Raw genomic sequence first — 17,940 nt, 5'->3', positions numbered from 1 at the left:
GGGTGCGAACGCCGTTCGATGAATTCTGGCGACGGCACTCATTCCGAATACCCCTGCCTGTAGCGCGACCAATCTACATCCCGCCTCAACCCCCACCACGGCAGATAGGCGTTGCGCTCACCCCGTGCGCGGAACCAGTCCTTGGCGGAATCGAACACGCGGGCGCGGGCGGGCGGCGTTATGACGACCGCCGCAGCGGTATCTGCCTCCGCCGTCCCCGCCACCAGCACCGGCGTGCCCTTGTGGTGTGCGTACGCGATGGCCAGCGCGACATTTGTCAGCGCCGTGCCGGCACCCGTGTCGCCCATCAGCGCGGTGTTGTTGAAGCCTTGTTTGAGGATGTCGAACTCGGGCAGCGGTTCGCCCAGCGCCTGCCCCAGGGTTGCGAGTCGCTTGCCGGCGGCGTCGCTCGCCTTGCCTGCATCGTGGATCAGGTAGCCGACATCGGTCAGTGGCCGACCGGCGTTGCTGGCGGCCTCGTCGATTGCTGCCCGCCACGCCTGTACCAGTCGGGGCTGACCGGACTGGACTTCGAAGTCCTTCGCGTTGCGTGTTGCGGGGCGGCCGATCCAGGCAAGGGGCTCGCGCTCGGTGTCGAAGGTCGGGCCTGCGAGGATCAGGAGCGCGAAGTTCTCGCTCATACGCTCGTCGAGCGGAAACTCGGGCACATCCCAGTTCATTGCCCAGACGCTCTCGTTCGGGTGAGACTCAAGGTAGGTGAGCGCGGCGTCCAGCGTATTGAAACCCACGTTCGGCCCACCTGCTGAAACACGAACATCGGGCGGGGTGTTGCGACTGGAAACGGACGGGGCGCCACCAATACTGAAGAGAGAAATTATGACGTTCCGCATGACCTCCTCCGCGTCCTTCGGCTTGAGGTCTTGACGGTCTGGCAGTCCTAGCTCGACATGAATGCCCGCCAACTCCCGCCATTTCTTCGGAGACTTGGGCTGAACCGTATAGAAATAGGTCGCGTTACTGGCGTACCGGTTGCGAAAGGGACGAACAATCTCCTCGGTATATTGCAGAAAGACACTGCGGAAGCTTTTCCTTTGTCCTATGTTTGAAACGATTGAAGCAACGGGTTGAACCGTAGTGAATGACTCGGGCTCGGTCCTTACCATGTCATCGTTCTTGTTCGGAGCAGCCGCACCCAGGGTCCATAGCAACTGCCATTCCGTAGAGTAGTCACGACGAACCAAAGGATTCATCCACTGAACGCCCACAACTTGGGCGCGGAAGGACTTGGCTGTATCCACAGCGCTTTCAGGCACCATTCCCGACTCATGCGGCCCACTGGTTGAGCACCCGGACAGGTAGAAGAACGCGCTTGCAATTAATACAGGTATCGTTATCAGGCGCACAAGAATCTCCAGTTCTGAAAGATGAGAAAAGAGTCCCGTGTCGTACTTGGTCTCGGCGTGCAAGGCGCCCCAGGTAAAGAACATGGAACAGAGAACGAAAACGGCCAGACTTTGCGCAAGCCTCATGGGCCATCGACGAACAGTCACTGCCATCGCTATCGTGGCTCCAGTGGGTCATATGCTGGATGAGTGCGCTGATCGACAATCTGTGCAGGTCTGCCGCCCTCACCTGTCTTGATCCACCTGTCGAGCCCTTCACCCTTCATTTGTCCGCTAAGAAAGTACTCAGACAGCGAACGGCTCGGATGCTCAGGATCGAGCCTGTTGGCATACCGCCAGTCGGCCTCAATGCGGAGGTCCTTCCAGTCCTCCTGCGTCAGCCGACACACCCCCACAGCCACGTCATAGGCCAGCGCCTTCTCCGCATGCATCGGGTGGGTCATGGTGGTGGAGTGGTCAGTGGCGTTCTGGTCGATCGTTTCCGTCAGGAACTGACTGATCCTTTCGGCGCGCCACTTGCGGTAGCCGTCGGACACCTCATTGGGTTCGCCAGCGTCGGGGCCGGCTTCACCGGGCACGCTGCCGTCGTCGGCCGCGCGCTTCTCGCGCCTCGCTTCCATGCGCAATCGGGCACGGTGCGCGTAGCGCAACTCGGCTTCGGTCTGCTCGGACCCACGGGGCACTACCTTCGCCTGTCCGTTTTCGTCGAGAGGCGCAGAGAAGCGATCGTAAGGGTCGTCCGGACTGAGGGGCGCCTTGGATGAATTGCGTGCAGCAGCTTCGGGATCGTGTTCTTCGTCAAAGGCATCCGAGTCCTCACCGTAACGCCGCGATTGTGGGATGAATGGTTCGGGCAGCGGGGGCGCTTCTACGGGGATTGTCCATGGACGGGGTGGATCGGCATTGATGGGCGGGTCTGCCATGCTGGTTACAAGCCATGCCAGTGGGGCACCGGCCACGGTGCCGACTTTGCCGGCCACGCTCTGGCTTGATCTAAGCCCGGATTCAACGGAGTAGCGGGCGGTCTTGGAGGCGGGAAACCAGAACCCGGCACCGGACGCGTTGCGTTCAGCATTGAGCTCCTTTCGATGTCCCCAATAGTCGTAGGTGCCCAGCTCACCCACCTTCCAACCCTGTGCAAACACCCGCTGGCTGAACACGCCGGCTCCGCCGGTCTGCGCAATCTGCTCACTGCTCAACCCCAGCCAGCCGATGCCTTTGACGGTGCTCGCCGAGATGACCTGGTCGTGGGGGTTGCAGTAGAGGGTAACCCGACCGTACGTGCTGCCGTTCAGCCCATAGCAGACGAGGTCCGTCTCGGCGGTGAAGCCCGCGCTACCGTCCTGAGGTGTCTCGTTGGCCATGGACCGATCGATGGTCTCGGGTGGCTGCTTGCACGTCTGACGGCTACGGATGATGTCAAAGAAAGACTTGAGCGTCTGGACGCGCGCCTTGCCAGTCTGGCGCCCGTACTCGCCTTTGGCATTTTGCGTGTAGCGCTGGCTGAAGTCGTCAAACCCGTTGAATGCCTCCAGGCTGTAAGGTGGGTTGGCCAGCACATAGGTGTCAGCCACCGCCCCCGTCGATTCACCCAGAAACGCCGCCGCCATGCCGATCATGTTGCCCTGGCTGTGGCAGACCACCGTGACCGGGCAATCCGGTTGTTTTCTGCGGATCGAGGCGATGAGCTTGGTCAGACGCAATGCTGCATGCACGTAGTAGGCACGATGCGGACAGCTGTAGGCATCGCGCCCCGGCACCGGATTGAGGTGTTGCGCCGTGATCCAGAAGAAAAGCCGGTCGTACAGCCCCTCGCTCCACAGGTCTGCGAGCGAGGTGCAGCCGTTGGCAAAGGGCCCGCCGCCCCAGTAGTCATGCTCGTTGAGCCAGACCTTGTCGCCCCATTCCTTGACCGACTCCATGTCGGCCTTGTAGCCCCACCGGAAACGGATGACCGGGGAGTAGTGTGGTTCGGGAGCGATGAATGTTTTGTCGCTCCGCTTGGGATGCACAAATCCCTCGCTCGTCAGCTCCGGACTGTAGAGAACCGGCTTGAGCGCGCCCGCCTCAACCCCGTCGTATTTCATCTGCGCGCTGTTTCGCGCAAGACGGTTGTTGAGCCCCTTGCACAGCCCCTCTTCTGCAGCGTCAAACCACTCGCCATCGGAGTTCACGCCATGAACGAAGATGACGACGCCCGGCAGAGGCAACTGCGTCAGAAACTCACGAACCGATTGGTCAGGCAGTGTGATGCACTCACCGATACAAAGCGGGAAGCGGGTATCGGACAGGACTGATGTGGGTGGATGGAAACTCATGAGCGCCGGCACTCAACTCGGATCGGAAGGGAAGAAGCGGGTGACGAGACGTTCGAAGCTGCTGCCATTGACGGTGGCAGTGCGCCCCTGGCTGTCGGTTGTGCCCTTGAGGACCGAGCCATCCGGTCGCTCGATCTCGAAGTGCTGCCCCTCGACCGGCGCGCCGTCGGTTGGGCGGACCAGGACGGGGGTGCGGCCAAGGTCTTCGGCGCCGAAGCGTGGGAGATCACTGGACATCGACGCCGGGCCGGACCAGTCGTGACTGGCGGCACGCACGCGCACGGTACCGGGCGCGCCGATCTCGACATTTCCGCCGGCGAGCTTGATGTAGGCACCACCCGCCACAGAAAACAGGATTTCGTCTGCCGCCATGCCGTGCAGCTGACCGCCGCTGGCTGCGAGCTTGAGATCCTTCGCCGCACTGATCCGGGTGTCGTCGTGCTGCGACTGCAAGTCCAGTTTGCCCTGGTGCGCAATAAGCTTGATGCCGCCCGACTGCGCGAACAGCGACATGCCCTGCCCTGCGTTGAGCGTGGTGCGCTCGCCGCTGGCGAACTGCAGGTGCTGGAGCGCGACGGTGTCGACGGTGCTGCCTGCATGGGTGACGACGCTGCGGGGCGAACTGACATGCACGCCCGCCGGCGCCGTGACCGCAATCAGCGGCGAACCGCCCCCGGCCCCGCCGGTCGCGGTATTTGAGCCGTTTTCCCACTGCTTGAAGTCGTCGTTCAGCTTTGCGTGCGGGCCGGGCTCGCTTGCCCCGGCCTCGTGACGTTGCGCATAGTCGCCAAGCTGACGGAACAGCTGCAGGCATTCGTCCATCAGGCTTGCGGTTTCTTCGCGCGAGAGCTGGGCACCGCTCGCGCGCAGGCGGCCAAACGCTGTGAGCAACAGCCCCTTGGCACCTCGCACCGAACCCGCGGCGTCGGAGCGAAGTTCGAAGCCCTCGCCACGCGGTTCGGCCTGGCCCTCGGCGCGCGGCGTGCACAGCCAGCCCTGATTGAGTTGCGTGCTCGCGTGTTCGGACGAGAGCTTGGTGCGGAGTTGTCCGCCCGTATCGTCAAACAGCAGTTCGCCATACCCACGCCCGCCGCCGAACTCCCGTGTCTGGATGCCTGACAAGGCGTGATTGGCGGGCAGGCTGCCTTCACCGGAGAAGCGAGGCGGCATGTGGCGCCCGTTATGGACGGCACCGATGACCATGGGACGGTCGATGTCGCCTTCGATGAAATCGACCAGCACCTCCTGCCCCACCCGTGGCAGGGTCTGCATGCCCCAGCCACTGCCGGACAGGGCGTTGGCGACCCGCAGGCGGCAGGTGTTGCGCTGCTCGCGATCCCAGTGAAACTGCACCAGTACCCGGCCATACTCGTCGACGTCGATCTCGCGCCCCTCGGCGCCGACCACCTGAGCTGTCTGCAATCCGCGCGCGACGGGTTTCGCGTGATGTGTGCTGTCGAACGCGGGGCGCCACACGACCGACTGACGCATCGCGGTAAAGCCGTTGCGGTAACCCGGTTCGAGCCCGCTCACGGCAGGCTCGCCGGCTAAATCGGACGGAAGGTTATTGCAGGCGTCGTGATCGACCGACAGCAGCAGATAGCAGCGCGCATCCTTCGAGCCGGCATCGGCATCGTCGAAATGGCCGTCGATCTCGGTCGCCGTACCTGGGACAAAAGACCTGACCGAGCCGGCCCCGTCGAAGACCTTCGCCTGCGCTTCGAACGCCTCGATACGCAATCGCGCATAACGCTCGAAATCGGCTGCCCCTGCGCCGTAGTACTGCGATTGCGGCGCGAAATCCTCGAGCGTGGAGGCCAGTGCGCTTGCGGCACCGTGCTGGTGGGTGGTCGGCACAGTTGCTGCGAGCACCCGCGTGTCCTTGTACTCCCAGCTCGTCATCGCGGTGGCACCCGGGACGATGACGCGCGCGCTCGCCCAGCGGTCGATCGCCCCCTCTTCGCCCATGGTATCGGCCGCATGAAAGCGGGTGAGCGTCTGTGGGTTCATCGGCAAGGACGACGAGTCGTCGAAAAAGACGAGGATCGTGGTGCCGACGGGCGCGTCTTCAGGCGATGGATGTTCGAAGCGGTAGCCGATGCCCTCCTCGGCGCAGAGCCGTTCGATGAACGCAAGCGGAGACTCGGCATAGAGCGCGGTGTAGCTGCGAACGGGATAGGTACTGAGCAGATCGAAACGCCACTGGAGATCGGCCATGCCGGCCTGCCAGCGCGAAAGCTCGGCGTCGATGATGTCGGGCACGCTGCGTTCGAGGTGAATCCAGGCGCTACGCGCCACGTCCAGCAAGGCAAATGCGGGGCGCAAGGTGAGGCGGTAACGGCGCCGCCCGCCATCGGCTTCACCCGGTGCGACCGCGGTCACGATGCCGTTGAACCAGCGTGCTGCGCCAAAGCCCACGCCCTCGCTCAGGCGCACGCTGGCCCGGCGCCCCAGCAGCGCCTTGGCCTCGATGTTCGCATTCAGGGCCAGACAGTCCAGATCAAATGCAGGACATTCGGAGAGCGCCTCGCGGCCGCGCAGACGCTGCACGACAAGCTGGTCGCCGGCCGGGTCGCCGTCATCGAGTTGCAGGGAAAGCAGGCGTGCGTGATCCGAATAGGGAAACAGCGCAGCAAGCACACCCGACAGCGAGGAGGTCATGACCGAAAAATACCGATGGCATTAGTTCGGGCCGATTGTAACAAAGGCGAGGCGGCCGGCAAACCCATTTTGCATATACACAGACGTGCGTCTGCCAGTTGTGTGCAGCGGCAGAATCAGGCGCTGCGGCGGGCGGTCAGCGCTTGAGTGGCGGCAGGGGCGGCGGGAGGCGCCGGCGCGGTGGCGGAAAGCCGCGATAGAACGGATCGGCGAAGGGATAGCCGAAGGGACGCACGCCCCAGGGGGCGAATACGCCGTACTCGGGTGGATACACATAGGACTGGCTGGTGCGCAGCACCTTGCCATCCATGAAATGCACATTGAACAGCGTGGCGATGCCCGGGCCGTAGTTGCGGATGTTCCAGTCCCAGACGGTTTCGCCCGACAGCGGGAAGGTCTGCTCCGAGCGATGCTGACCGAGCAGGCGCGAGACCTCGTCCGGACTCATGCCCTTGCGCACACGCGCCAGGTTGTCGTCGCTCAGCGCATCCCATTGGCGCAACACGATGCCGCCCGGGTCCACCTGAATCATCAAACAACTGTGCCCATAGGGCTGAGTGGCGTATTCCAGCGTGGTTGTGGTGTCGTCGTTCTGCCACCGCCGGCTCGGCTCGCCGCGCGCCGCCAGCGCCTCCGCCTCGGTCGTGAACGGACGTGGCGGCTCGAACGCCGCGCAGCCCGCCAGAAACACCATGCCGACCAGCAGCAGGGCACGAACCGCTTTGCGCACGATGGAGGACAGCCCGGAGTCCATGGCGTCAGCGCTTGGGTTTGGAATAGCGCCCGGTCTCGACGACCCGGCCTTCATTATTGAAGGAAACGGTGAAATAGGCCGCTTCATTGACGGTGGTGCTGCGCTCCATGAGCCACTCCCAGACGGTATGCTGCTTCAGCTGGAAGAACTGGCTGGATGCCGGCCTGCCCAGCAGCCGTCGAACGTCGTCGCCGGTCATGCCACGCTCGATGCGGGCAAAGGTCTGCTCGTTGATGCGCTGATCGATCTCACGCAGGATGCTGTCAGTGCCGATGGTGATCATGTAGCACTCCGCCCCTTCCGGCTGACGCGAGTACTCCCAGGTCACCGAACCATCGTCGTTATGCCACTCCTGCTGCGGCGGGCCAAAGCGCTCGCGCACCTCTGCCGCGGTGGACACACCGGGCTTGAGTTCGCGCACGTTCAGATAGTCACAGGCAGTAATACCGAGACTTGCCAGCAGCGCACACAGCATCGACAAAAAGCGCTTCATCCGTCCTCCCCGATCGTGCCCCAATTTTGGGCATGGGCTAGAATCACTGTTCCCGGTGCGTTTTGCAACGCCCGGACAGTGTCGATTTGCAACACTTCGGAGAATACCAATATGAAGCATACCCTTCTCGTCCTCGCGCTGGCCGGCCTCGGCATGGGTGCCGCGCAAGCACAGACAGTGGTCAAGATCGGTCACGCCGGGCCGCTGACCGGTCCGATCGCTCACATCGGCAAGGATGGCGAGTTTGGTGCGCGCCTTGCCGTGGAAGATGCCAACGCCAAGGGCGTCATGATTGGCGGCAAGAAGGTCACGTTCGAACTGGTCAGCGAAGACGACCAGGCCGATCCCCGTACCGCCACCACCGTCGCGCAACGCCTGACCGACAATGACGTCAAGGGCGTGGTCGGCCATGTCACCTCCGGCGCCTCGATTCCGGCTTCCCGCGTCTATGAGCAGGCCGGTGTACCGGTGATCACGCCTTCATCGACCAGCCCCAAGCTGACTCAGCAAGGCTACAAGGTCACCTTCCGCGTCATCGCCAATGACCTGCAGCAGGGCGCCGCAATGGCCCGCTACGCGTCCGAGATCCTCAAGGCGAAGAAGGTCGCGATCATCGATGACCGCACCGCCTATGGTCAGGGCCTGGCCGACGCCTTCACCGAAAGCCTCAAGAAATACGGCATCGAGGTGGTCGGGCGCGAGTTCACCACGGACAAGTCCACCGACTTCATGGCCATTCTTACCAAGATCAAGGGCAAGACGCCGGACGCCGTGTTCTATGGCGGCATGGACGCCCAGGGCGCACCGATGCTGCGCCAGATGCGCCAGCTCGGCATCGAAGCCAAGTACCTCGGTGGCGACGGTGTGTGCACCAGCGAGATGCTCAAGCTCGCCGGCGATGCCATGGCCGACAACGTGTATTGCAGCCAGGCCGGTATTCCGCTGGAGCAGATGCCCGGTGGCGCCGACTTCCTGAAGCGCTTCAAGGCCCGCTTCAACACCGACGTTCAGCTTTACGCGCCGTACAGCTACGACGCGGCGATGGCCATGATCGAAGCCATGAAGACGGCCGGTTCGAGCGACCCCGCAAAGTACCTGCCCGCACTGCAAAAGACCGCATTCAAGGGTGTAACCGGCGACATCGCCTTCGACAAGAACGGCGACATCAAGGACGGCGGTGTCAGCATGTACCGCTTCCAGGCCGGGAAGTGGGAAGCGCTCAAGTAAGCAGGCGAAACCCGGTGCACCTTTCCGGTGCATCGGGCGCACATGACGGAGACACAACGGGGCGCACAGGCGTCCCGTTGTGCCTCCGTCACCCATATATCTTCAAAGTGCAGACATCACTCCAGCGCGGCATGAGGGTTATCCACAATATGGCATGAATTGTGCGACGCACCAGCACCAGATCGGCTTCGCTACGCCCCATAACCACGCTAAACAGCCATTCGCCATCGGTCATCCTGACTTATGAACCGCCAGAAACCCGGCAATGCTGCAATGCACGACGCAAAATGCATCAACAGGGCAACAGCGCAAAGACGCCAGATGCGTATTTTTGTGCAGAATACGCACAGCCTGGGGCTGCCAAAGGTAATACCAGTCGTTTCCGCTACCCTTGGCAGTGCAGGTACGGCGTCGCACGCAAGCCCCGAGATGAGACCCGGAGCGCAGCACACCGATCGGACAATGTCTCGTAAACCATTGCTTTCGCTGGAGGATCAAGAATGAAGAAGACCATCGTTGCACTCGCGGTAATGGGCCTCGGCATCACGGGCGCCCACGCCCAGGAAATGGTTGTGAAACTCGGCAGCGTCGCACCGCTGACCGGCACCATTTCCCACCTCGGCAAGGACAACGAAAACGGCGCCCGTCTGGCGGTTGAAGACGCCAACGCCAAGGGCATCACGATCGGTGGCAAGAAGGTCAAGTTCGAGCTCATCGGCGAAGACGACCAGGCCGACCCGCGCACCGGCACCACGGTTGCACAGCGCCTGGTCGATGCCGGCGTGAAGGGCGTCGTGGGTCACCTGAACTCGGGCACCACGATTCCGGCCTCGCGCATTTACGACCAGGGCGGCATCCCGATGATTTCGCCGTCTGCGACCAACCCCAAGCTCACCCAGCAAGGCTACAAGGGCATCTTCCGCACCATCGCCAACGATGTGCAGCAGGGCTCGGCGCTGGGCAAGTTCATGGTCGGCCCCCTGGGCGCGAAGAAAATCGCAATTATCGATGACCGCACTGCTTATGGTCAGGGTCTGGCCGACGAAACCGAGAAGGCAGCGAAAGCCGGCGGCGCCCAGATCGTTGCGCGCGAGTTCACCACCGACAAGGCCACCGACTTCAATGCCATCCTGACCAAGATCCGCGCCACCAACCCGGACGTGATCTTCTTCGGCGGCATGGATGCGCAGGGCGGCCCGATGCTGCGCCAGCTCAAGCAGCTCGGCGTAACGGCCAAGTTCGTCACCGGAGACGGTGGCTGCAGCCCGGAGATGATCAAGCTTGCGGGTGAGGCCATCGGCAGCTCGGCCTATTGCTCGATGGCGGGCCTGCCGCTCGACAAGATGCCTGGCGGCGCCGAGTTCCGCGATCGCTTCAAGAAGCGCTTCGGCGCCGATGTGCAGATCTACTCGCCGTATGCCTACGATGCGGCCACTGCCATGATCACGGCCATGCAGAAGGCCGATTCGGTCGAGCCGAGCAAGTACCTGCCCGCGCTCAAGGCCTCGTCTGTTCCGGGCGTAACCGGCAATGTCGCGTTCGACGAGAAGGGCGACATCAAGGAAGGCGCCATCACCCTGTATCAGTTCAAGGACGGCAACTGGGTCGCGATGTAATCCCGTTCCGGGGGCGAAAGCCCCCGGTTTTCGAGGTGTAAGGCCTGCAGAGCCGCGCTGCCAGCGTTCACAGCCGCCCCGGCCTTTCAGCCCTTACCCCTTCTCTTGTCTCACCCTTCCAAAAGACCACGATGGAAACTCTCATCCAGCAAGTTCTGAATGGCCTGGTGATCGGAAGCGTCTACGCACTGATCGCGCTTGGCTACACGATGGTTTACGGCATTCTCGGCCTGATCAACTTTGCCCACGGCGACGTGCTCATGGTTGGCGCCCTGACCGCCCTGCAGACCATGATGTTCCTGATGGGCGTAGCCCCGGGCATGTCTCCGATCACGATGCTGACGATCTCGCTGATGGTGGCGATACCGGTGTGCATGATGATCGGCTACGCCATGGAACGTCTGGCCTACCGACGACTGCGCAACGCCCCGCGCCTGGCACCGCTGATCACCGCCATCGGCATGTCCTTCCTGCTGCAGACCCTGGCCATGATCATCTGGGGACGCAACTACCACACCTTCCCGCAGCTGATCTCGACCACCCCGATGCAGCCCATCGAAGGCGTGTTTGTGACCCCGGTGCAGATCTTCATCATCATCTCGTCGGCGCTGATCATGATCGGTCTCAGCCTGCTGGTGAATAAAACCCGCATCGGCCGTGCCATGCGCGCCACCGCAGAGAACCACCGCGTCGCCAGCCTGATGGGTGTCGACACCAACACCGTGATCGCGTTCACCTTCGTCATCGGTGCCGCACTGGCCGCCGTCGCCGGCGTGATGTTCGCCAGCAACTACGGCATTGCCCACTACGGCATGGGCTTCATGCCCGGCCTCAAGGCCTTTACCGCAGCTGTGCTCGGCGGCATCGGCAACCTCGGCGGCGCCATGCTCGGCGGCATTGTGCTGGGGCTGGTCGAGTCGCTCGGCGCGGGCTACATCGAGCACCTGACCTTCGGCTTCCTCAACTCGTCCTACCAGGACATCTTCGCCTTCATCATTCTGGGCCTGGTGCTGATCTTCAAGCCCACCGGCCTGCTCGGCGAACGCGTGTCGGACCGGGCATAAGGGAGGCATGCAAACATGAACGAACTCGTCTCCGCGGTGCCCTGGCTGGGCAAACGCAACCCGATGGCCGCACGCTGGCTCATCATCATCATCGCCATCGCCGCCCCCATCATCGCCATGCAGTTCGGCCGCAGCTGGGTACGCATTCTCGACTTCGCCCTGCTCTACATGATGCTGGCGCTCGGCCTCAACCTGGTGGTGGGTTTTGCCGGCCTGCTCGACCTCGGCTACATCGCGTTCTATGCGGTCGGCGCCTATACCTTTGCCTTCCTTGCCTCGCCGCACTTCGATCTGCACCTGCCGTTCTGGATCGTGCTGCCGCTGGGCGCGGCCTTTGCGGGGATGGCGGGCATCATGCTGGGCTTTCCGGTTTTGCGATTACGAGGAGACTATCTCGCCATCGTCACGCTCGGCTTCGGCGAGATCATCCGCATCTTCATGAACAACCTGAACTACCCGATCAACATCACCAACGGGCCGCAAGGCATCAACGGGCTTGATTCGATCAACCTGTTCGGCTGGGATCTGGCCCGCAACCTGCAGGTCACCGAAGACATTTCCATCCACTCGCTCTACCTCTACTACTACTTCTTCCTCGCCTGCGTGGTGGGCTCGATCATCTTCGTCCAGCGCCTGCAGATTTCGCGCGTCGGTCGTGCCTGGGCTGCGATGCGCGATGACGAGCTCGCGGCCAAGGCCATCGGCATCAACACCCGCAACATGAAGCTGCTCGCCTTCTCGCTTGGCGCCACCTTCGGCGGTGTGGCCGGCTGTCTGTTCGGTGCTTTCCAGGGCTTCGTGTCGCCGGAGTCCTTCTCGCTGATGGAATCCATCGCGGTGCTGACCATGGTGGTGTTCGGCGGCATGGGCAACATTGCCGGCGCCATCGTCGGCGCCTTCGCGCTCGCCCTGCTGCCCGAGATCCTGCGTGACGTCGCCGTGCCGCTGCAGCAGACGCTGTTCGGCCACGTCCTGCTCGACCCTGAAGTCCTTCGCATGCTGCTGCTTTCCCTTGCCATGATCCTGATGATGCTGCTGCGCCCGTCCGGTCTGATTCCGGCCCGCGCACGTTACGCCCACCCCGAAAACCTGCACCGGGACACCCAATGATTACGCTGCTAGACGCCCGCAATGTGGGCAAGCGCTTTGGCGGTCTGCAGGCGCTCACCGATGTTTCGCTGACCATCCGCAAGGGTGAGGTCTACGGCCTGATCGGCCCCAACGGTGCGGGCAAGACCACCTTCTTCAACGTGCTGACCGGCTCATACATTCCCGATGGCGGCGAATTCGTGTTCAACGGCAGCGAACTGCCTTCGGGCAAGCCGCACAAGATCGTCGGCCGCGGCATTGCCCGCACCTTTCAGAACATTCGCCTGTTCCGCGATCTCACCGCACTCGAGAACGTCATGGCCGGCCACCACATCCGCACCAAGGCGGGCGTGTGGGGCATCCTGACGCAGAACCGCTTCACCCGCGAGGAAGAGCGCCTCACCACCGAGCGTGCCTACGAGATGCTCAAGTACGTCGGCATCGAGCGCTTTTCGCAAACCGTGTCAAAGAACCTCTCTTACGGCGACCAGCGCCGACTCGAGATTGCCCGCGCCCTGGCCACCGAGCCGCAACTGCTGGCGCTGGACGAACCCGCGGCAGGCATGAACGCCACCGAAACCGCGCAGCTCAAGGTGCTGATCGAGCAGATCCGCCATGACGGGGTCACCGTGATGCTGATCGAACACGACGTGAAGCTGGTGATGGGGCTGTGCGACCGTGTCGCGGTGCTCGACTTCGGACGCAAGATCGCCGAAGACGTGCCTGCCGAAGTACAAAGGAACGAAGCCGTGATCAACGCCTACCTGGGGGGTGGCAAGCATGCAGCATAAGCCCTCCTCACCCCTGCTCCAGCTGAAGAACCTGCAGATTGCCTACGGCGGAATTCACGCGGTAAAAGGCATCGATCTCGAGCTGGCCAAGGGCGAACTGGTGTGCCTGATCGGTGCCAACGGCGCCGGCAAGACCACCACCCTGAACGCAATTGCCGGTCTGCTCCCGCTTGAAGGCGGCGACATCCTGTACAACGACGCGTCAATCAATTCCCTGCCTGCGCACAAGCGCCTGCGCCAGGGCATCGCGCTGGTGCCCGAGGGCCGTGGCATCTTCACCCGCCTGACGGTGGAAGAGAATCTGCGCATGGGCGCCTACAGCCGCAAGGACAACGACGGCATCGAGGCCGACCTGGAAAAGGTCTACACCATGCTGCCGCGGGTCAAGGAGCGCCTGGAGCAGGTCGCGGGCACGCTGTCCGGTGGCGAGCAGCAGATGGTGGCCATCGGCCGCGCCCTGCTGTCGCGCCCAAAGCTGCTGCTGCTCGACGAACCCTCGATGGGTCTCGCGCCGCTGGTGGTGGAAAAGATCTTCGAAGTCGTGCAGTCGGTCGCCAAGGAAGGCGTCACCATCCTGCTGGTGGAGCAGAACGCCAACCTGGCGCTCGAGTTTTCACAGCGCGGATACGTGATGGAATCGGGCAAGATCACCCTTACCGGCAGCGGTGACGAACTGCTGGCCGACCCCAAGGTGCGCGCAGCCTATCTCGGCGAAGCCGCCTGACGGACGCTGCGGGACGTGCAGGACACGTCCCGCTCGCCACCCGCTTCATTCGAACAACCGAATATAATTCTCCGCTAAAGGAGACAGATTCGAATGAAACACCTCAGCCCCAAAGAAGCCTTCGCCCTGCTGCAGGCCGACCCGCAAGCGCTGCTGATCGATGTGCGCAGCGAGATCGAATTCCTCTTCGTCGGTCATCCGGTGGGTGCCATCCATGTCTCGTGGAATGATGGTCCCGACTGGGAGATCAACCCGCACTTTGTCGGCGAGGTAAAGAAGCTTGCCGGACATGGCGGAGAACGCCCGGTCGTGCTGATCTGCCGCAGCGGAAACCGTTCGGAGGCGGCAGGCAACGCGCTGATCGAGGCCGGCTTTTCCAATGTATTCAATGTCAGCCACGGTTTCGAGGGCGAACTCGACGACAGCCATCACCGCAACGCGGTGAACGGCTGGCGTTTCGACGGCCTGCCCTGGCAGCAGTGCTGAGGGGGACGCAGCGCGCAGGCTTCAGCGCTTGCGCCGAATCACCCCGAGCAGGCCCAGCGCAGTCAGCACCAGCGCGACGCCGCCCGGCTCCGGCACCAGATTGATGCGGAACAACGAGGTGGTATCCGAGCCTTCACTCGACACCGCCAGGAAATAGCCGCCATCGCGGCTGAAGGCGACCAGCCCTTCCGGCGCCAGGTCGCCCGGACTGACGATGAAGTCAAGGAACCGGGACTGCAGCGGGTCGGTGATGTCGTAGATCGCAATCACTGCGGTTGCCAGCTTTTCCAGCGTACGTTCAAAGCCGATGAAGGCCAGCATCCGGCCGCCAATATCCATCAAGGCCAGCCCTTCGGGCTCCGGGCCCTTGTTGTCGCTGCGACCGTCGTCGAAGATGTCCGGAAAACGCTCGCCGAGCAGACGCTCGAAATCGTCACCACTGTCGAACACCAGATTGCCATTGGCGTCGCGGATCGAGAACGAGCGACTGCCGTATGAGTACAGCGCTTCATGCTCGCCGTTGGCGTTGAGCCCGTCGAACGGCGAGATGGTGAGACGACCGAGGTTCTCGTCCTTCTTCAGCTCGGCCGCATCCGGAAAAATGGTGGGGTCGAGCTTCACACTCTTGTCCTTGATGCGCACGTCCTCGTCACGCGTGTCGCCCTCGTTCGCCGTCACCAGATAGGTCTGCCCGCCCGCGACATAAGTGGCAATGGTGTCGGGCATGTACATGCCCTTGACCGGCACGTTGCGCACCGCGATGCTGCCGTCCTTGTCCGAGGGGTCGATCCCCTGGCCCGGCAGGCTGTAATCCTTGGTGCCGAGGCTCTTGACCTCGGTGAAGGTGTTCGTTGCAAGATCGAGAATGCCCACCGCGTTGGCTTCCTGCAGGCTCACATAGGCCTTGCTGCCATCGGCCGAAACCGCGATGTACTCGGGCTCGAGATCGACGGCGGCCGTCTTGCCGGGAAACAGCCGCACGCTGTCACTGCCAGCCACACCCGCGAAGCCCGCAGTGGCGACGACCGTGCGGCTGCTCATGTCGACGACGCTCACGCTGCCGGCCGGGTCTGCCGAGCTCGGGTCGGTCATCACTGCGCGCTCACCCTCGTTGGCGACAAGGAGACGCGAGCCGTCAGGGGTGAAGGTCACCATGTCAGGCAGCGCGCCGACCTGAATACGCTCGGCGGCGGCAAAGGTGTTGCTGTTGAAGAGTTGCACGACGCCGGGCTGGGTGTGATCGGGCGCGGCAATCGCGACCGCAGCCACGCCATTCCTGATCGCCACGCTATTGACGTCGCCCAGCGCGGAGAGATCGATGTGCTGGATCAGGCTACCGGTGCGGGCGTTGAGTACATCGACACCGGTAACACCTGCCACCCACAAGGTATCGTTGAGCGGGTCATAGGCCGGAATCTCGGCCTTCTGCCCTGCGGCATTGCCAGCCGCATGATCGTAGGACCAGACCTTTTCCCACAATACGGCCGGCGCCGCCAGCGCGGGCATGGATACGAGGCCGGCGCACAGCAGCGCGGCACGAATTGATGTACGCATTCGAATCTCCCTGTCGTTTCTGTCACCGCACTCGCAGTCAGCCTGCGAGTATCGTCACGGCGCATTACAGGGAGATAACAGTCACACAGACAGCGACCGGCGGCGCCAGGTCAGAAAGCCGATCAGGGCCAGTGCAGCGAACATGCACATGCCGGCGGCCAGCGTCACCGGTGACTTCCACAGCAGCGGCCCAAGCACCCCTGCCGTGCACGCATTCATGCCGACCTGTACGAAGCTCTGGCAGCTGGAGGCCATCCCGCGCCGTTGCGGAAACAGGTCGAGCGCAAGAATGCTCATGCTGGGCATCGCCAGTGCCATGCCCACGCCATAGATCGAAATGGGAAGAACCAGCAACAGGCGCTGCGCGGGTTCGCTTGCGGCAAGCAGCACGCTGCCCGCAGCCGCGCCGAGCATGATGGCGAAACCGACCGCAATCGCGCGCGTGGGCGACCAGTGCCCGGCCACCCGCCCGGACAGGCCGGAGCCGAACATCATCCCTACGACCACGGGCACGAAGAGCCAGGCGAAGTCCTGCGGTCCGAGCCCGAGGTGCGTCATCACGAACACCGGCGCCGACAGCACGTAAATGAAGAAACCGTTGAACATCAGCGCCACCGAAAATACGAGCAGCAGGAAGTCAGTATTGCTCAGCACGCCACGATAGGCGCGAACGAGCGAAGCCGGATGCAGCGGTTGGCGCGCCTCCTCGGACAGGGTTTCGGGCAGATAGCGCAAAGTGAGCACACTCAGCGCCACACCGAAGAAGGCGAGGAAGACGAAGATGGCGCGCCAGTCGGCCACCGCGAGCAGGAGACCACCAATCAATGGTGCAATTGCGGGCGCGATGCCGAAGATCATCATCACCTGCGACATCAGGCGCTGAGCCTGCGGGCCTTCGTGAATATCGCGAATCACCGCCCGCCCCACGACCATGCCGGCGCCACCGCACAGCCCCTGAACCGCGCGCCCTGCCCACAGCCACTCGATGCTCGGGGCGACGGCACACAACAGCGACGCGACCGCAAACAGGGCTGTCGCCCAGATCAGTACCCGCCGCCGCCCGAAGCGGTCCGCCAGCGCGCCGTGCCACAACACCATGAAGGCGAAGGTGGCCATGTAGGCGGTCAAGGTCTGCTGGACCTGGACCTGCGTCGCACCGAGCGACTCCGCCATCTGCGGGAAGGCCGGAAGGTAGGTGTCGATGGCAAACGGGCCGATCGCGGCAAGTGCGGCCAGTACCCAGGCCAGCCAGGGGGAGCTTGAGGGCATTGAGATTGTCGTTATTCGATGATCGGCCAATCGCAGGGCTCAGGGGCAGGCAGAACGGAACGCCTGCGCAACGCCCTTTCAGCACACGGGGCACCGTACGGGAAGGCGTCATGATACGCGGGGACTACCCTCTTCGCGTCAGATTGATCTGGTCTCACCCATCGTGCTCGACATCGGCAGCGACGACACCCGGCTGGTCGCGCGCGTCTCGGGCGACACTCATGTACCGCTCGAAGTCGGCCCGCCCGAACTCGACCTGGTGCTGCGCTTCCGCGCCCATGCGCTGATGCAGGCCATCGAAGTCGAAGTCTGGGAGCTGCCTGCTGCAGAACTGGGCACCTTCCTGGCGGGCATCCCCGCCCCGCTCGGACTCGGCAAGGTCACGCTCGCCGACGGTCGTCAGGAAACCGGCTTCATCTGTGAGCCCAGCGGCATCGAGGGCGCAACCGACATCAGCCATTTCGGCAGCTGGCGCCGTTATCTGGAGAACCGATAGAAACGCGGCGCCGGGTCCCGGGCGGACAGCCTCC

The 17,940-nt window shown here is 63.1% G+C and carries 15 protein-coding genes; 8 read left to right on the top strand and 7 right to left on the bottom strand.

Annotation, left to right across the window (positions count from 1 at the left end; all coding sequences use genetic code 11):
- Positions 1-38: 38 nt before the first annotated feature.
- The 5 genes from CEW87_RS08975 to bamE form a co-directional block, all read right to left on the bottom strand.
- Complete coding sequence (locus CEW87_RS08975; protein WP_199917156.1) at positions 39-1,490, bottom strand: hypothetical protein; 1,452 nt, start codon at positions 1,488-1,490, stop codon at positions 39-41.
- Positions 1,491-1,519: 29 nt separating this feature from the next.
- Positions 1,520-3,682, bottom strand: coding sequence for a hypothetical protein (locus CEW87_RS08970; RefSeq protein ID WP_108972374.1), 2,163 nt, complete (start codon positions 3,680-3,682; stop codon positions 1,520-1,522).
- 12 nt (positions 3,683-3,694) lie between these two features.
- Positions 3,695-6,343: a type VI secretion system Vgr family protein gene (locus tag CEW87_RS08965; RefSeq protein WP_108972372.1), complete on the bottom strand. Its 2,649-nt coding sequence runs from the start codon at positions 6,341-6,343 to the stop codon at positions 3,695-3,697.
- 136 nt (positions 6,344-6,479) lie between these two features.
- A complete protein-coding gene (locus CEW87_RS08960; RefSeq protein ID WP_108972371.1) occupies positions 6,480-7,097 on the bottom strand; it encodes a hypothetical protein in 618 nt (205 codons plus the stop codon).
- Between the two features lie 4 nt (positions 7,098-7,101).
- Positions 7,102-7,590, bottom strand: coding sequence for an outer membrane protein assembly factor BamE domain-containing protein (bamE, locus tag CEW87_RS08955; protein WP_108972370.1), 489 nt, complete (start codon positions 7,588-7,590; stop codon positions 7,102-7,104).
- A gap of 111 nt (positions 7,591-7,701) precedes the next feature.
- Here bamE and CEW87_RS08950 point away from each other — a divergent pair, with 111 nt between their 5' ends.
- From CEW87_RS08950 to CEW87_RS08920, 7 genes are all read left to right on the top strand, one after another.
- Positions 7,702-8,817 (top strand): branched-chain amino acid ABC transporter substrate-binding protein, encoded by a 1,116-nt coding sequence (locus tag CEW87_RS08950; protein WP_108972369.1) that lies wholly within the window; start codon positions 7,702-7,704, stop codon positions 8,815-8,817.
- 500 nt (positions 8,818-9,317) lie between these two features.
- Positions 9,318-10,433 (top strand): branched-chain amino acid ABC transporter substrate-binding protein, encoded by a 1,116-nt coding sequence (locus CEW87_RS08945; protein WP_108972368.1) that lies wholly within the window; start codon positions 9,318-9,320, stop codon positions 10,431-10,433.
- 131 nt (positions 10,434-10,564) lie between these two features.
- On the top strand, positions 10,565-11,497 hold the full coding sequence (locus tag CEW87_RS08940; RefSeq protein ID WP_108972367.1) for a branched-chain amino acid ABC transporter permease: 933 nt from the start codon (positions 10,565-10,567) through the stop codon (positions 11,495-11,497).
- 15 nt (positions 11,498-11,512) lie between these two features.
- Positions 11,513-12,607 (top strand): ABC transporter permease subunit, encoded by a 1,095-nt coding sequence (locus CEW87_RS08935; protein ID WP_108950447.1) that lies wholly within the window; start codon positions 11,513-11,515, stop codon positions 12,605-12,607.
- Positions 12,604-13,377, top strand: coding sequence for an ABC transporter ATP-binding protein (locus CEW87_RS08930; protein WP_108972366.1), 774 nt, complete (start codon positions 12,604-12,606; stop codon positions 13,375-13,377). Before CEW87_RS08935 ends, CEW87_RS08930 begins: the two co-directional genes overlap by 4 nt.
- The gene (locus CEW87_RS08925; protein WP_108977068.1) at positions 13,367-14,101 is read left to right on the top strand and encodes an ABC transporter ATP-binding protein; all 735 of its coding nucleotides are present in this window, start codon (positions 13,367-13,369) and stop codon (positions 14,099-14,101) included. Before CEW87_RS08930 ends, CEW87_RS08925 begins: the two co-directional genes overlap by 11 nt.
- Positions 14,102-14,194: 93 nt before the next feature.
- Positions 14,195-14,587, top strand: coding sequence for a rhodanese-like domain-containing protein (locus tag CEW87_RS08920; RefSeq protein WP_108950445.1), 393 nt, complete (start codon positions 14,195-14,197; stop codon positions 14,585-14,587).
- A 21-nt stretch (positions 14,588-14,608) separates the two neighbouring features.
- Here CEW87_RS08920 and CEW87_RS08915 read toward each other — a convergent pair whose 3' ends face one another.
- Together CEW87_RS08915 and CEW87_RS08910 are read right to left on the bottom strand one after the other, a co-directional pair.
- A complete protein-coding gene (locus CEW87_RS08915; RefSeq protein WP_108972365.1) occupies positions 14,609-16,141 on the bottom strand; it encodes a choice-of-anchor I family protein in 1,533 nt (510 codons plus the stop codon).
- Positions 16,142-16,222: 81 nt separating this feature from the next.
- Positions 16,223-17,410, bottom strand: coding sequence for a multidrug effflux MFS transporter (locus CEW87_RS08910; protein ID WP_108972364.1), 1,188 nt, complete (start codon positions 17,408-17,410; stop codon positions 16,223-16,225).
- 163 nt (positions 17,411-17,573) lie between these two features.
- Here CEW87_RS08910 and CEW87_RS22735 point away from each other — a divergent pair, with 163 nt between their 5' ends.
- Positions 17,574-17,906: a hypothetical protein gene (locus CEW87_RS22735; protein ID WP_234421708.1), complete on the top strand. Its 333-nt coding sequence runs from the start codon at positions 17,574-17,576 to the stop codon at positions 17,904-17,906.
- Positions 17,907-17,940: the final 34 nt, after the last annotated feature.

It is taken from the genome of Parazoarcus communis (assembly GCF_003111665.1).
Lineage (GTDB): Bacteria > Pseudomonadota > Gammaproteobacteria > Burkholderiales > Rhodocyclaceae > Parazoarcus > Parazoarcus communis_B.
The sequence above is the reverse complement of the archived record's forward strand: the minus strand, read 5'-3'. Positions and strand labels throughout refer to the sequence as shown.